The sequence below is a fragment of the uncultured Psychroserpens sp. genome (genome assembly GCF_947500255.1).
In the GTDB taxonomy this organism is placed as follows: Bacteria; Bacteroidota; Bacteroidia; order Flavobacteriales; family Flavobacteriaceae; genus Psychroserpens.
Genome location: NZ_CANMRL010000001.1, coordinates 566,167 through 580,848 on the forward strand (window position 1 = coordinate 566,167; position 14,682 = coordinate 580,848).

Annotated in this window: 16 protein-coding genes; 7 read left to right on the forward strand and 9 right to left on the reverse strand. The window is 34.2% G+C overall.

Annotated features, from left to right (window positions below):
* The first annotated feature begins 130 nt into the window (after nt 1–130).
* The 4 genes from Q0783_RS02315 (at nt 131) to Q0783_RS02330 (ending at nt 3,556) form a co-directional block, all read left to right on the forward strand.
* Nucleotides 131–466 carry a hypothetical protein gene (locus Q0783_RS02315; RefSeq protein ID WP_298892950.1) on the forward strand — a complete coding sequence of 112 codons (336 nt, stop codon included), beginning with the start codon at nt 131–133 and terminating at the stop codon, nt 464–466.
* Nucleotides 467–609: 143 nt separating this feature from the next.
* Nucleotides 610–1,647, forward strand: coding sequence for a T9SS type A sorting domain-containing protein (locus Q0783_RS02320; protein WP_298892952.1), 1,038 nt, complete (start codon nt 610–612; stop codon nt 1,645–1,647).
* A 252-nt stretch (nt 1,648–1,899) separates the two neighbouring features.
* Nucleotides 1,900–2,610, forward strand: coding sequence for an SGNH/GDSL hydrolase family protein (locus tag Q0783_RS02325; RefSeq protein WP_298892954.1), 711 nt, complete (start codon nt 1,900–1,902; stop codon nt 2,608–2,610).
* A 49-nt stretch (nt 2,611–2,659) separates the two neighbouring features.
* Complete coding sequence (locus Q0783_RS02330; RefSeq protein ID WP_298892956.1) at nt 2,660–3,556, forward strand: metallophosphoesterase family protein; 897 nt, start codon at nt 2,660–2,662, stop codon at nt 3,554–3,556.
* On the opposite strand, the gene Q0783_RS02335 is transcribed toward Q0783_RS02330, so the two are convergent.
* From Q0783_RS02335 to trmB, 7 genes are all read right to left on the reverse strand, one after another.
* Complete coding sequence (locus Q0783_RS02335; protein ID WP_298754377.1) at nt 3,553–3,885, reverse strand: 2Fe-2S iron-sulfur cluster-binding protein; 333 nt, start codon at nt 3,883–3,885, stop codon at nt 3,553–3,555. The two genes, Q0783_RS02330 and Q0783_RS02335, sit on opposite strands and share 4 nt — an antisense overlap.
* Entirely contained in the window at nt 3,885–4,946 is a 1,062-nt protein-coding gene (locus Q0783_RS02340) for an NAD(P)/FAD-dependent oxidoreductase (protein WP_298892958.1), read from the reverse strand. Before Q0783_RS02340 ends, Q0783_RS02335 begins: the two co-directional genes overlap by 1 nt.
* A 171-nt stretch (nt 4,947–5,117) precedes the next feature.
* On the reverse strand, nt 5,118–5,360 hold the full coding sequence (locus Q0783_RS02345; protein ID WP_230934229.1) for a NifU family protein: 243 nt from the start codon (nt 5,358–5,360) through the stop codon (nt 5,118–5,120).
* Nucleotides 5,361–5,363: 3 nt separating this feature from the next.
* On the reverse strand, nt 5,364–6,500 hold the full coding sequence (locus tag Q0783_RS02350; RefSeq protein ID WP_298892961.1) for an Mrp/NBP35 family ATP-binding protein: 1,137 nt from the start codon (nt 6,498–6,500) through the stop codon (nt 5,364–5,366).
* A gap of 168 nt (nt 6,501–6,668) precedes the next feature.
* On the reverse strand, nt 6,669–6,998 hold the full coding sequence (locus Q0783_RS02355) for an MGMT family protein (RefSeq protein WP_298892963.1): 330 nt from the start codon (nt 6,996–6,998) through the stop codon (nt 6,669–6,671).
* Nucleotides 6,999–7,013: 15 nt separating this feature from the next.
* A complete protein-coding gene (locus Q0783_RS02360; RefSeq protein ID WP_298892965.1) occupies nt 7,014–7,643 on the reverse strand; it encodes a LysE family transporter in 630 nt (209 codons plus the stop codon).
* Nucleotides 7,644–7,645: 2 nt separating this feature from the next.
* Nucleotides 7,646–8,320, reverse strand: coding sequence for a tRNA (guanosine(46)-N7)-methyltransferase TrmB (gene trmB / locus Q0783_RS02365; protein WP_298892968.1), 675 nt, complete (start codon nt 8,318–8,320; stop codon nt 7,646–7,648).
* Nucleotides 8,321–8,401: 81 nt separating this feature from the next.
* On the opposite strand from trmB, the gene Q0783_RS02370 reads away from it, so the two are divergent.
* Complete coding sequence (locus Q0783_RS02370; protein ID WP_298892969.1) at nt 8,402–9,463, forward strand: glycosyltransferase; 1,062 nt, start codon at nt 8,402–8,404, stop codon at nt 9,461–9,463.
* Here Q0783_RS02370 and Q0783_RS02375 read toward each other — a convergent pair.
* Together Q0783_RS02375 and Q0783_RS02380 are read right to left on the reverse strand one after the other, a co-directional pair.
* Entirely contained in the window at nt 9,437–10,480 is a 1,044-nt protein-coding gene (locus Q0783_RS02375; RefSeq protein ID WP_298892971.1) for an ATP-binding protein, read from the reverse strand. The genes Q0783_RS02370 and Q0783_RS02375 overlap by 27 nt on opposite strands.
* Nucleotides 10,480–11,163 carry a response regulator transcription factor gene (locus tag Q0783_RS02380; protein WP_298892973.1) on the reverse strand — a complete coding sequence of 228 codons (684 nt, stop codon included), beginning with the start codon at nt 11,161–11,163 and terminating at the stop codon, nt 10,480–10,482. Before Q0783_RS02380 ends, Q0783_RS02375 begins: the two co-directional genes overlap by 1 nt.
* A gap of 345 nt (nt 11,164–11,508) precedes the next feature.
* Here Q0783_RS02380 and Q0783_RS02385 point away from each other — a divergent pair, with 345 nt between their 5' ends.
* Nucleotides 11,509–13,608 carry a T9SS type A sorting domain-containing protein gene (locus Q0783_RS02385; protein WP_298892975.1) on the forward strand — a complete coding sequence of 700 codons (2,100 nt, stop codon included), beginning with the start codon at nt 11,509–11,511 and terminating at the stop codon, nt 13,606–13,608.
* Nucleotides 13,609–13,675: 67 nt separating this feature from the next.
* Complete coding sequence (locus tag Q0783_RS02390; protein ID WP_298892978.1) at nt 13,676–14,656, forward strand: acyl transferase; 981 nt, start codon at nt 13,676–13,678, stop codon at nt 14,654–14,656.
* Nucleotides 14,657–14,682 lie beyond the last annotated feature (26 nt).

The following is a 14,682-nucleotide window of genomic DNA, read 5'->3' on the forward strand; positions in this document are numbered from 1 at the left end:
ACAGATAATTAAAATGTTTTCTATTTTAATTGATATATTTATAAATATAAGGTTAATAATGAAAAACAGCGTTTATCAGATTTTTTTTATTGTTTTAATACTATGTAGCACATATAGTTGTTCAAAACCTTTGGAAGATAAGATGATAGGGCTTTGGGAAGTTCAGGAATTGTCCTTTCAAGGTCAGAATTATAAAGATAGCATACGTATCCCGATAATCTCGATCGATGATGACAAAATCATTCTTCCAGAAATAGAAGATTTACACCCTCTTAATCATGCTAATTGGGATGTTATAGAATATTCCAAAACAGATTCAATAAGAATTATATCTGAAAATAAAATGTTTAATGGTAATTATATGATTCTATATACCCAAGACTCAAATGATGAGCTTATACACTGTTCGCTAATTTCCAAACAAACTACTTTAATATTAAATAAAATTGATCTTTTTCCTGAATAACTCAATCAATTGAATTTCTATTCTCTCAAAAACCTTACTAAGCATCCCTAAATTATTGATAATCAAAATAAACACCAATTTTATTGGCATCTAGAATTAAATATAATAACTTTAAATCTTAGGCACCCTTAAATCAAAATTTCATGAAAAAAAATTACATCTTTACCTTACTATTTCTTTTCAATATCACCGTTTTTTATGCACAATTAACACCTCTTGTTGATGGTTTAATAGACGCGAATAGGTTACATCTGGAAGGCGACACATTATATTTTACTGATAATGAAAGCATTTTTTACATTGATATTAATGAGGAAAATCCAACAGTTACTACCTTAATTTCAGGTTTAGCTAACCCAGCAGGTATGGCTGTAAAAGATGATTTTATGTATGTGGCGCTTTTTGATTCTGCTCAAGTTGTAAAACTTAATCTTACACAAACAAATCCTTCACCTATTCTTGTTACAACATCTGGTGACTCACCTAACATGTTAGAAATTTATGGTAACGATTTATATTACACAAATAATGCTATTGGAATCATATACAAATATGATTTAACTGGAGGGTCAAATTCTGCCGATTTTTTTTTAGGACCATATCCTGGCGTAATCGGTCTCGATGTTAAAGATGATGTTTTGTACTTCACACAATCGACTCTTGGAAGAATGCATAAAATTAGTTTATTAGATCCTGATGCCGAAGCGGAAGAAATTTTAACAGGGATAAATTGGCCCATTGGAATTGAATTTAAAGACAACGACCTTTACATGGCTTCATTAACTACTGGAAAAATTGTGAAAGCCAATGCTTTGGAAAACCCAATAGTTGTTGAAGATGTATTAACCAGTCTAAACCTTCCAAGAGATATTACTTTTGATGGTGATGTGATGTATGTGTTGGAAGATGATGTCTTATCTAAAATCGATTTATCCTTAAGCGTTGACGAGTTTTCTAATATCGATTTTAAAATTTTTCCAAATCCAGCGACCAACTATTTAAAACTAACCAATAAAGATAAACTTGATTATACTATTTATGATAGTCGTGGTAGAACTATAAAAAGCGGAACCGTTTTTCCAAACGATCAAATTGATGTCTCAAGTTTGTCCCAAGGTCATTATCATATCAAATGCATTGGCAAGTCGTCTTCAATAGTAAAAAAATTCATAAAACAATAAGTTCTATATCCTATTGCTAGTGAAGTGCCTTCGTTGATACAACAAAACAGATGATATGATCACTTTCCAAGGAACTCATCATATATAGTTACCTACTGGCATAAATCTTACTGGTTTTAACGCCTTCAAATAAAGCCTAAGGCTTATTTTGTTATCTCACTCATACGTTCAATAATATAAGTATGTGTGTTAAAAAATCAAATGCTTCCCAAATTGAGAAGCATTTTTATTTCATGTCGTATCTTTACAATTATGAATAAAATCAAATCGATTTTCTTTTTGATTCTGTTGATGATTATGAGTTGTTCTACTAATGATGATTCAATAATTATTAACGAAACACTCACACCTAAAACCTTTAAAATTTTAAGTTTAGGAGATAGTTATACTATCGGACAAAGTGTTTGTGAGACTTGTCGATTTCCAGAGCAATTGAAGGATAGTTTAAAGTTGAGATATACAGAGCAAGACACATTAAATCTCAATGTCATAGCGCAAACGGGTTGGACAACCACTAATCTTATCAATACTATTGCTTCGGAAAATATCACCAACGATTACGATCTGGTCACACTCCTAATTGGTGTTAATAATCAATTTCAGGGAAAGCCCTTTTCTCTTTATGAGACCGAATTTCCGCAATTGGTACAAACAGCTATCACAGCTGCTAAAGGCGATAAAACTAAACTCATTGTCCTCTCTATTCCTGATTATGCCTTTACTGTATTTGGACAAAACTTTGGAAATCCAACAACTACCTCATCAGAAATAGACCTCTATAATACGTTTGCCGAAAATTACTGTACCCAAGAAGGTATTAGCTTTTTGAATATAACAGATATTACACGTCAAGGTTTGGACAACCCAAATTTAGTGGCTTCAGATGGTTTACACCCTTCAACATTGGCTTACTCAATGTTCGTTGAACGACTATTACCGCTAGCTATTGAAAAAATTGAATGAGTCCTCTCAGGTTATTTAATTTCTGCTTATTTTAGTTGAAAGTTTATCCATGTCGTCAAAAACCAGATTAGATCGCGCTTATAAAAATGCTAAGGTTGTTCACTTTGATGATACGAGCAAATTCATTTTATTCAGTGATTGCCATAGAGGCGATAATAGTTTTGCTGATGACTTTGCCAATAATCGAAACATTTATTTTCATGCTTTAAAACATTATTATGCCGAAGGTTTTAGCTATTGTGAATTAGGCGATGGTGATGAACTTTGGGAAAACATCTCTTTCGAATCCATTTTAGATGCGCATAAGAATGTGTATCTGTTGATGAAATTATTTCATGAGCAAGAGCGACTGCATATGATTTGGGGAAATCATGATATGGTGTATCGTGATCCCAGTTATGTAGAAAAACATTTATCTACTTATTTTGATCCTAAAATAGGCGAAGATGTCGAGTTGTTTTGTAACATCAAATACCATGAAGCAGTTGTTTTAAAACATTCTGAAACTGGACAAGAATTATTCTTAGCTCATGGGCATCAAGCCGATTGGTGGAATTATCTCTTCTGGAAATGGAGTCGCTTTATGGTACGTATTCTTTGGAAACCATTAAATGTGATGGGCATTGCAGACCCAACGAGTCCAGCAAAAAACTACAAAGAATTGATTAAAATCGAACGTCGCACAAAAAAATGGATTGCAGATAATGATAACCTAATTACAATAGTTGGGCATACCCATAGACCTCGTTTTCCTGAGCCAGGAGACATTGCTTTTTTTAACGACGGAAGCTGTGTTCACCCAAGAAGTATTACTGGTATTGAAATTGAAAATGGCGAGATCTCACTCATCAAATGGCAAATTGCTACCACAGATGATGGGACACTAAAAATTGTTAGAATTCTATTGGAAGGTCCTCGAAAATTGGCTGATTATAAAACAGATTAACTCTCAGGAGCTAATTCTACCTCTAAGCCTTCCATTTCAGGTGTAATTTGAATTTGACAACCCAAACGCGAATTATCTTTAACATAAAAAGCTTCACTTAACATGGCTTCTTCATCGTCTTGCATTTCGGGTAATTCATGTGTGGAGTTTACATAACACTGGCAGGAAGCACACATGGCCATTCCACCACAAATACCAATCGTGCCTTCGGGAGCGAGCTCATATGACCGTACAACCTCCATAAGATTCATAGCCATATCTGTTGGTGCTAAAACCTCATGGGTTACACCATCGCGATCAATTATTTTTATATTGACGTCTTGTTCCACTACTCTATTGCTTTTACAACTGCTTTTGGCGCTTCTTTACGCGTTCCATCAAAACCATCAATACCACTTACGGTTGTATATTTTAATACGTAGCGCTTACCAGGATTAATAATCTTATAAGCGGCTTGGCACATTAAGGTTGCTTCATGGAAACCACACAAGATCAACTTTAATTTTCCAGGATAGGTATTCACATCTCCAATGGCAAAAATACCTGGAATATTGGTTTGGTAATCTAAGGCATTATTAACTACAATAGCATTTTTTTCAATCTCTAATCCCCAATTGGCAATAGGCCCTAGCTTTGGTGACAAACCAAAAAGTGGCACAAAATGATCACAGTCTATTTCAAATTCCTTCTCGATATGTTTTGCTTGTTTTACAACTACAGCCTTCACCTTTCGATCTCCTACAATTCCAATGACCTCAGCAGGAGTAATGAGATTTATTTTTCCTTTATTTTTTAGTTCCTGAACTTTTTCTACCGAATCTAGGTGACCACGAAACTCATTACGTCTATGAATTAATGTCACCTCACTTGCGACATCACTTAAAAAGATACTCCAATCTAATGCCGAGTCTCCACCTCCAGCGATAACTACTTTTTGATCTCTATAAATTTCTGGGTCTTTAATAATGTACTCTACACCTTTATCTTCAAAATCGGTAATATTATGAATTAATGGTTTACGTGGTTCAAAACTCCCAAGTCCGCCAGCAATAGCAACTACAGGTGCTTGATGTTTAGTCCCTTTATTAGTGGTTACAATAAATGTTCCATCCTCTTGTTTATCTATAGTTTCGGCGCGCTCTCCAAGTGTGAAGCCTGGTTCGAATTGCTTGCATTGTTCTAATAATTTATCGGTTAAATCTCCAGCAAGAATTTCGGGATAGGCAGGTATATCGTAAATAGGTTTTTTAGGATATATCTCTGAACATTGACCTCCTGGTTGTGGCAGTGCATCGATTAAATGACATTTTAACTTAAGCAGACCTGCTTCAAAAACGGTGAATAAACCTGTTGGCCCAGCTCCAATAATGAGTATATCTGTTTTAATCATTTGTTTTGTTCGAAATTATGTAGTTCTTAATCAGCTTTGTTTAGGCAAAGTTCTAATAATTTAAGTCTCTTTTTTATGATATTTATCAGTATGCGTGAAGGATTGAACGACCTGTTTGAGCTCCTCGCAGAGAGCGAGTAGTGAAAGCCTGACCCTTGTGGTCACGCTATACTAAGACTCAATATTAACGACTTGCTCTATTTGAGGTGCGTACTTCTTAATCGTCATCTCAACACCAGATTTAAGTGTCATTTGATTAACACTACATCCAACACAAGCGCCTTGTAATTGCACTTTAACTAATTTATCATTTTCTATAGACAGCAATGAAATATCGCCTCCATCACTTTGTAAAAAGGGACGAATTTCGTCCAATGCTTTTTCTACATTAAGTCTTAATTCTTCTGTACTCATCTATTATTTCTTTACTGCTGAACATCCAGCCATGGTCGTTATCTTAATTGCTTCTGTTGGTGGTAAATTATCATTACGTCTCACCACTTCTTCTACGACATTTTGAGTTAATTTCTCAAAAGCTTGTTCTAAAGGTGTTGCCGTTTGTAATGCTGCTGGTCGACCAACATCTCCAGCTTCTCGAATACTTTGCACAAGTGGTAACTCTCCAAGAAAACGTACGTTTAAATCTTCGGCAAGATTTTGAGCGCCTTCTTTTCCGAAAATATAATATTTATTATCTGGAAGTTCTTCTGGTGTGAAGTAAGCCATATTTTCAATAATACCTAACACAGGAACATTGATACTTTCTTGTTGAAACATCGCCACGCCTTTTTTAGCATCTGCTAAAGCAACGTTTTGAGGAGTACTAACAACAACAGCTCCTGTTATTGGAAGTGACTGCATAATACTTAAATGAATGTCTCCTGTTCCAGGAGGTAAATCCAGCAACATAAAGTCAAGCTCTCCCCATGCGGCATCAAAGATCATTTGATTTAATGCTTTTGCTGCCATTGGTCCTCTCCAAACTACTGCTTGATCTGGTTTTGTGAAAAATCCGATAGACAAAATCTTAACACCATAATTTTCAACAGGTCTCATTTTTGACTTACCGTCTACATTAACAGCCAAAGGTCGTTCTAATTCAACATCGAACATAATAGGCATTGAAGGACCGTAAATATCAGCATCTAAAATACCAACCTTAAATCCCATTTTTGCTAAGGTAACTGCAAGGTTTGCTGTAACCGTAGACTTCCCTACTCCTCCTTTTCCAGAGGCCACAGCTATAATATTTTTAATGCCTGGAATGGCTTTTCCTTTTATCACGTTGGGCGCTGACTTGGTTGGCGCATCTACTTTTACATTAACTGTGATCTTAGCCTTTTCATATACGATATCATGAATTGTTTTCATGATCTCAACTTCGGTTTTCTTTTTGGCTTGTAAACTAGGATTGGTTATTGTGATATCTACAATAACTTCATCTGCAAAAGTAACAATGTTCGTTACTGCGCCACTCTCTACCATATTCTGTCCTTCTCCAGGTGCTGAAATTGTTTCGAGTGCTTTAAGTATATCTTGTTTATTTAGTTTCATAGTAACTTCTAAAAACTGAAATTCTTATTTATTAAGAATCATTCTAAAATGCAAATATACTTAATAAAGCTTGAAGATTAAAGCCTTAACATTGCTATTTCTTATGGTAGAATTTGGGTTTGTTATAGGTTGTACTATACGATTTCAAAAACCTTTAAAAAAGACGAATTACAATTCTTTAGCTGGATCCCAAAACACCTTATCTAAATCTTGAATTTGGTTATCAATAACTGGTATGCCTTCACTTTCAAGAAGCTGTTGCATAAGGTTAGTTCCATCAAAATGGTGTTTTCCTGTTAGTAATCCTTTTCGATTCACAACGCGGTGCGCTGGAACGTCCTTACCTCCAGATCCATTCATAGCGTAACCAACCATTCGCGCACTTCGTTTTGCGCCTAAATAATTGGCAATGGCTCCATAACTCGTTACTCTACCGTAGGGAATTAATCGTGCAACATCATAAACTTTATCAAAGAAATTAAGTGTTTCTGGTTTCATGGTTTATCTTTCTTTTTATAAATCCATTATAATATTAATCAATGTCACTCCTGCAACAACTCCTGTAATAGCTCCAATGAGATAGTTCATATTTCTTTGTGAGGTAAATGCTTTATCCTTAATCTTATCAAAAAAGAAGATATATACATAAAGCATTACAAAGGTTCCCATAGATGCTCCAGAGCAATAGGTAATAATGCTTGTTGTATCAAAAGCAAACCATCCAAAAGTTGCAATGGTTATGGTCATATATGCCTGATAAGGAATTGGAAACACATTAATAGCAGACAGGAACATCCCTTGAAAAAAACGACTATGACTACTCTTTGTATGCTGCTCTATATCTGGTTTTGTAGACGCTTTAGCCAATAACAAAAAATAAATAGTAATTAAAACAAAAATAACAAAAGCGACACGTTGTAAAATTTCAACTACATAAGGGTGATTACTAAGATAACGTGCCAACATTGCGGCAATATAGGTTTGCAAAAATACAATTAAGCACACTCCAATAGAAAACGCAACACCTCTACTAGAACCTTCTTTAAGGCTTACTTTTGCTGCTGTCATATTTAGTAAACCAGGAGGAATAACTCCTACAAGTGCAATAATTAATCCTAGAAAAAAAATGACAGTAATATTCAAATCTATTTAATTTTGAACCTAATATACGTAATTGGTTTGTTTTGTTCCAGATATTGGGATTCGTAGTAGGTTTGAATACTTGTTACTTCTTCAGGGCTTCCCTCTTGTTTGTAAACATTATGATTGGCATATAAAACCTCATGACCTTCTCCATGAAGAAGTCCAAGTGTATAGCCATGCATAAATTCGCTATCGGTTTTTAAATTAACAACACCATCTGGTTTTAAAATCGTTTTGTAGCGTTTTAAAAACTCAGAATTGGTCATTCTATGTTTGGTACGCTTGTATTTTATTTGTGGATCGGGGAATGTAATCCAAATTTCATCGACTTCATCTTTTGCAAAGGCATAGTCTACTAATTCTATTTGTGTACGTAAAAATGCAACATTAGGTATATTTTCTTCTAAAGCTGTTTTTGCACCTCTCCAAAAACGAGCACCTTTAATATCGATACCAATGAAATTTTTATTTGGGAACTTCTTTGCTAGTTCTACTGAATACTCTCCACGACCACAGCCTAGCTCAAGAACTAAAGGGTTGTCATTTTTAAACACAGTGGCATTCCAATGTCCTTTAAGGTTATAGTTGTCGCTAACGAGTTCGTCTCGTTTAGGCTGAAACACATTATTAAAGGTTTCATTTTCTTTAAATCGTTTAAGTTTGTTTTTGCTTCCCACTTTTAAAAATTAACAATTTCTTATTTTTACTAATCACGCCGTAAAATTAAGGAAACATTTTAAGCTTTAACTTTGTTTTTAATGAATTTGAAAAAACGAATACTCATAGCGCCTTTAAATTGGGGATTAGGTCATGCAACCAGATGTATTCCTATTATTAATGCTTTAATTACTCATAACTATGAGCCTATTATTGCAAGTGACGGTAATGCACTTTCATTATTAAAGAAGGAGTTTCCTGATTTAAAAGCCATTACATTGCCTTCATATGACATTACATACCCAAAAAAAGGACAACACTTTAAGCTTAAATTATTACAGAGTTCTCCAAAACTAATGAAAGCTATTAAAGCTGAAAAAAAAGCAACCGCTTCTATTATAGAAGATTATAATATAGATGGTGTTATCTCTGATAACCGTTTAGGTGTTCACAATAAAAATATTCCATGTGTGTTTATAACGCATCAACTTCAAGTATTAAGTGGAAGTACAACTTGGTTAAGCACCAAACTCCACCAAAAAATAATTCAGCGTTTTCATGAATGTTGGGTTCCAGATAATTTGGGTGACATTAACCTTAGTGGTGTTTTGGGACATACCAATATGCATGAAATGCCGATTAAATATATTGGTCCCCTAAGTCGTTTTAAAAAAGAGATATTGGATATTAAGTACGATGTCATGGTTTTACTTTCTGGACCAGAGCCTCAGCGCACATTATTAGAGAATAAGCTCTTAGAAGATTTCAAACATTTTAATGGCAAGGTGATTTTTATACGAGGTGTCATTGAGGAAGACCAGTATATTTCTGAAGACAACCATATGACTATCTACAACTTTATGACCACTGATGCTCTTGGTAAAGCTATAAATGAAAGTGACCTTGTAGTATGTCGCTCTGGATATACATCTTTAATGGATTTGACTAAATTAAGTAAAAAAGCATTTTTTATTCCAACACCAGGACAATTTGAACAAGAATATCTGGCTAAACGATTAACAGACCTTGGCTACACTCCTAGTTGCACGCAAGATGATTTTAACATCGAAAAATTAAAATCTATTTCAGAATATAAAGGTTTGAACGCCATGGATTATGAAGTGAATTATAAAAAATTATTTAGCCTTTTCGAGGGTGAATGAGAATTCACTACCCACATCAATCTCACTTTCTACATAGATTTTTTCGTCATGAGCTTCAATAATATGCTTCACAATTGAAAGCCCTAGCCCAGAACCGCCTTCTTTACGAGAACCACTCTTGTCTACCCTAAAAAAGCGTTCGAATAAACGAGGAATATTGATTTGAGAAATGCCCTCGCCATTATCTGTAACCCTTACAATAACCTTGTTTTTAATGAGATTCTCTATACTTATTTCTGTAGTCCCTTTTTCTTTTCCGTATTTAATAGAATTCACAATAAGATTTGAAAGCACTTGTTGAATTCGGTCTTTATCAGCCGATACAAGAACAGGCTTATTATAATCAATATCGAACATTAACGATATTTTTTTCTTAGCTGCTTTCATTTCAAGAAGCTCAAATACACTTTCTACCAATTCTACAATATCGAAAGTTTCAATATCTAATCTTAAATCGCCAACTTCTAATTTGGTAATCATATCTAAATCTTTAACAATATAGATAAGACGTTCTAGACCTTTACTTGCTCTATTCAAGTATTTTTCACTAACATTTTTATCGTCAATGGCACCATCTAATAACGTGAGTAAATAGCCTTGAACCGTAAATAGCGGCGTTTTTAATTCATGTGAAACATTACCTAAAAATTCTTTACGATACTCCTCTCTAACTTTAAGTGTTTCTATTTCTAATTTTTTATCTCTAGCGTACTTATCAATTTCTTCGGTAAGCGTTGCCATATCTGTAGTTATAGGCTGTTTACGTAAAGATGCAGATTCTAAAAGTGTTAGATCATCATAGATTTTTTTGACACGTCGATAAATAAAGCGCTCAACTCTATACTGAATAACTATAAAAGATAAAACATAAGTAAATAATGCAAAAGATATTAGATAGAATATATCAATAGAGTGTAATAAATACAAAAAAACACTCGATAAGAGCGTCAAAAAAAATGTAATATACAAGGATGTTTTAAAGGCAAACTTGTACGTTTTTTTTAATTTGTTCTGCATTAATCTACAAACTTATACCCAACGCCTTTTATAGTTTTAAACTTTTTATCACCAATTTTTTCTCGTAGTTTTCTAATATGAACATCAATGGTACGTCCGCCAACTACAACTTCATTCCCCCATACTTTGTCAAGTATTTCCTCTCGTTTAAAAACTTTGTTAGGTTTTGTTGCCAACAAAGATAATAATTCAAACTCTTTTCTTGGTAAGACCAATTCTTGACCTTTTATTGTAATTTTATATTCTTCCCTGTTAATGACAAGATCACCAATTTTCAGGACATCTTCAGCTTTTTCTTCGTCTTTAAGACGTCTTAATAGCGCCTTTACTTTGCTCACTAAAACTTTAGGTTTGATAGGTTTAGTGATATAGTCATCTGCGCCAGCGTCAAAACCAGCCATTTGAGAATAATCTTCACCTCGAGCCGTTAGAAATGTGATAATTGTTTCACTCAACTCCGGAATTTTTCTAATCTGCTCACAAGCTTCAATACCATCCATTTCTGGCATCATTACATCAAGAATGATTAATTGTGGTTTTTCTTTTTTTGCTTTTTTCACAGCTTGAACGCCATTTTCAGCAGTAATAATTTGATAGCCTTGAGACGATAAATTATAACCAACAATTTCTAGAATATCTGGTTCATCATCAACTAACAAGATTTTAATGTCTCTTTTTTTCATCGTTATAGTGAAAACTTTGTGACGTAAATATACTACTTATAAAAAAAAATTATGCTAAACCATAAATTGATAACATTAAGTTAACCTTGCTAAATCGCCCTAGCATTTCTATGCATTAAAGTAAAATGATCGAGCAAAAGTGCATTACATCTGAAATTCAAATAACACACTACTCCAAAAATTCAACGATTATATTATTTGACTGCATTTTAGTTACTTAAATAAAACGTTATTCAATTGTTAAATGGTCATATAGCTTGTCAATTATTCGTTTAAACTGCAAATTCTGCTTATATTTGTTTGCTATTTTTTCAAATACTTAACTTTTTAACAAACAAAATAATTATGAAAAAACTTTACTTTTTATGTTTAACCTTGCTTACAACATCTTTGTGTTTAGCTCAAACTTCTGATTTATTATTCAGTAAGTATGGTGAAGGTTCATCGAATAATAAGTTCCTAGAGATATATAATGGAACTGGTGCTGACGTAGACTTAAGCAATTACTCTTTATCAAGCTGCTCTAACGGTTGTGACGTTTTTGGAGAATTTGATTTTCCAGATAACGTGACGTTTGCCCCTGGAACAATGCTAATGGATGGTGATGTTTATGTTATAGCACATCCAAGTGCTGATGCTACTATATTAGCTGCTGCAGATCAAACTTTTACGTTCCTAAGTAATGGTGATGATGCTTTCGCTTTAACATTAGCTGGAGCTACTGCAACAACTTATACAATTATTGATCTTATTGGAGACTTACAAGGTGATCCAGGTTCTGGATGGGCTGTTGGTGACGACACTAATGGAACTCAAGACCAGACCTTAACTAGAAAAACATCTATCTGTGATCCTAATCCAAATGAATTAGGTTCTTTTGGTATGGATGCTGCTACTTCGGAGTGGAATATTGGCGCATCAAATTCAGGATGGGGAACTTTAGGAGCCTATACAGGTTGTCTTACTTCTCCTGTAGTGACAATTACATCTCCTGCTGATGCATCTTCTTTAGCATCTGGAACGACTTCAGTTGATATTGTTTTTAATGCTGAAAATGCTCCTGCAATGTCTACTTTTAATGTTACTGTTGTAACTAATGGAGGGGCTCCTGCTACTACAGTTGATACAACTAGTCCTTTTACAATTACACCAACTGCCGATGGTGACACTTATGTGGTTACTGTTGAACTTATAGATGGTGGCGTTGTCGCTTCAGATATGGTAAGTTTTGACATCTCTTTCCCTTGTGATTTGCAAGTTGGAACTATTACTGAAACTTGTGATAATATTACGTCTGGAACAACAGACACATACAATGTAACTATAGATTATACAGGTGGAGGAACAACTACTTATACTATAGATACTGGAGGAATTGGAGTTGTTGGAGGTGATGATCCAACTAGTGTAGCTGCTGGTACAATAACAATTACTGGTGTAACTGAAAACACAGACTTTGTTGTAACCTTCACTGGTGACTCAGCAAATAGTGGATGTGATTTTACACGAAATATCAATAGTCCTGATTGTGATCCTGAGCTAACATTACCTTTATATGAAGGATTTGATTATGCTGATGGATCAACACTTACTAGTGCTCCAAATTGGGATAATATTTCGGGTACATCAGATGAGATTTTGGTTTCAGCTACAAGTTTAAGTTATACTGGACTTGCTACTTCAACAGGTAACAAAGTATCTTTTGATGGTGGTGGTATTGACAATGCTATTTTCTTTGCTCCTGTAACTAGTGGTACTGTGTATTCATCTTTCATTTTTAGAGTGACAGATTTAAGTGCAGTTACAGATCCTGATGGAGGTTATTTTGCTTTTCTAGGTAATTTTGATGGAAGATTATGGGTAGTACCTTCTCCTGGAGGATACCAAATTGGTCTTGGATACAATACAGGTGCTGCAGATATTATAAATGCTACAGAGCATGGACTTAACGACGAAGTTTTTGTTGTTATGAGCTACGAAACGACAACAGGTGTAATGAAAGCATGGATTAATCCATCAAGTTCAGATTTTGAAGGTGTTGAACCTGCTGAAACTATTACATTTATTGATCCAGCAATGGCTGCGAGTATTGACAGATTTGCTTTAAGACAAGATAACACTATTGAGACTGGCTTTATGGATGTTGATGAATTGAGATTAGGAACATCATGGGCTGAAGTTACTCCAACAACGTTGTCTACACAAGACCTTGGAGCAGATAACTTTAAAGTATATCCTAACCCAACTTCAACAGGGTTTGTAAATATTACAAGTAACAATAGTGATGCTATTTCTGTTGCTGTTTATGACATCTTAGGAAAGCAAGTGATTGATACAGCTTTAAATAACGATCGTTTAGATATATCTGCATTAAACGCAGGAGTTTACATTTTAAAGATTTCTCAAAATAATGCTTCGGTAACTAAAAAGTTAGTGATCAAGTAATTCGTTATAATAAATAACTATAAAAGCGTCTCAGTAATTTTGAGGCGCTTTTTTTATTTTTGCACTAATGATAAACACAAACGCTATTTTTTCTATTTCTTCGGAAAAAGAATTCTCTACATTGGCATTAGATATTTTTAAATTTCAGTTTGAAAATAATCCTGTGTATCGTTCGTTTTGTGATTTATTATACACACATCCAAGTGATGTAAAACAGATTGAAGACATTCCGTTTTTACCAATTCAGTTTTTTAAAAGCCATGACATCTTGAGTTCTAAAGCTCAAATTCAAGATGTGTTTTCTAGCAGTGGAACTACTGGCTCTACAACCAGTAAACACTATGTAACTGATTTATCAATTTATGAGCAAAGCTTTCGTAAGGGATTTGAGGAGTTCTACGGCACTATTAAAGATTATGTTATTCTAGCCTTACTACCTAATTATTTAGAACGCAAAGGGTCGTCATTGATCTATATGGTTAATGATATGATACAGCACTCCAATCACCCAGAAAGCGGATTCTATCTTCATAACATTAATGACCTTAAACAGCAATTGATCACTTTAGATACTCAGGGAAAGAAGATATTACTTATTGGTGTCTCCTTTGCTTTATTGGATGTAGTAGAGCAGTATCAATTTCAGCTTAAAAACACTATCGTTATGGAAACTGGTGGGATGAAAGGGCGTCGCAAAGAATTAGTTCGTGACGAATTACATGCGCTTTTAAAATCTGGTTTTGGAGTGTCAAAAATTCATAGTGAATATGGTATGACAGAACTTTTAAGCCAAGCATATTCATTAGGCAATGGTCGTTTTAAATGTCCAAACTGGATGCGTGTTTTAACTAGAGATCCTGAAGATGCTCTAACACTTCAAAACATAAATAAAACAGGTGGTATTAATATCATTGACTTAGCAAATATCAATTCGTGTTCATTTATAGCCACACAAGATTTAGGTCGTACTTATAAAGATCATAGTTTTGAAATTATTGGTCGCTTTGATTCTAGTGATATTAGAGGCTGCAATTTGATGGTCTTGTAAAGTTTGTAGTTTTCTATCGACTACAA

Excerpts from the sequence above, each read along its gene's own strand:
- Q0783_RS02320 (WP_298892952.1), top strand. The coding sequence starts at position 610 with ATGAAAAAAAATTACATCTTTACCTTACTATTTCTTTTCAATATCACC.
- Q0783_RS02325 (WP_298892954.1), top strand. The coding sequence starts at position 1,900 with ATGAATAAAATCAAATCGATTTTCTTTTTGATTCTGTTGATGATTATG.
- Q0783_RS02330 (WP_298892956.1), top strand. The coding sequence starts at position 2,660 with ATGTCGTCAAAAACCAGATTAGATCGCGCTTATAAAAATGCTAAGGTT.
- Q0783_RS02340 (WP_298892958.1), bottom strand. The coding sequence starts at position 4,946 with ATGATTAAAACAGATATACTCATTATTGGAGCTGGGCCAACAGGTTTA.
- Q0783_RS02345 (WP_230934229.1), bottom strand. The coding sequence starts at position 5,360 with ATGAGTACAGAAGAATTAAGACTTAATGTAGAAAAAGCATTGGACGAA.
- Q0783_RS02350 (WP_298892961.1), bottom strand. The coding sequence starts at position 6,500 with ATGAAACTAAATAAACAAGATATACTTAAAGCACTCGAAACAATTTCA.
- Q0783_RS02355 (WP_298892963.1), bottom strand. The coding sequence starts at position 6,998 with ATGAAACCAGAAACACTTAATTTCTTTGATAAAGTTTATGATGTTGCA.
- Q0783_RS02370 (WP_298892969.1), top strand. The coding sequence starts at position 8,402 with ATGAATTTGAAAAAACGAATACTCATAGCGCCTTTAAATTGGGGATTA.
- Q0783_RS02375 (WP_298892971.1), bottom strand. The coding sequence starts at position 10,480 with ATGCAGAACAAATTAAAAAAAACGTACAAGTTTGCCTTTAAAACATCC.
- Q0783_RS02380 (WP_298892973.1), bottom strand. The coding sequence starts at position 11,163 with ATGAAAAAAAGAGACATTAAAATCTTGTTAGTTGATGATGAACCAGAT.
- Q0783_RS02385 (WP_298892975.1), top strand. The coding sequence starts at position 11,509 with ATGAAAAAACTTTACTTTTTATGTTTAACCTTGCTTACAACATCTTTG.
- Q0783_RS02390 (WP_298892978.1), top strand. The coding sequence starts at position 13,676 with ATGATAAACACAAACGCTATTTTTTCTATTTCTTCGGAAAAAGAATTC.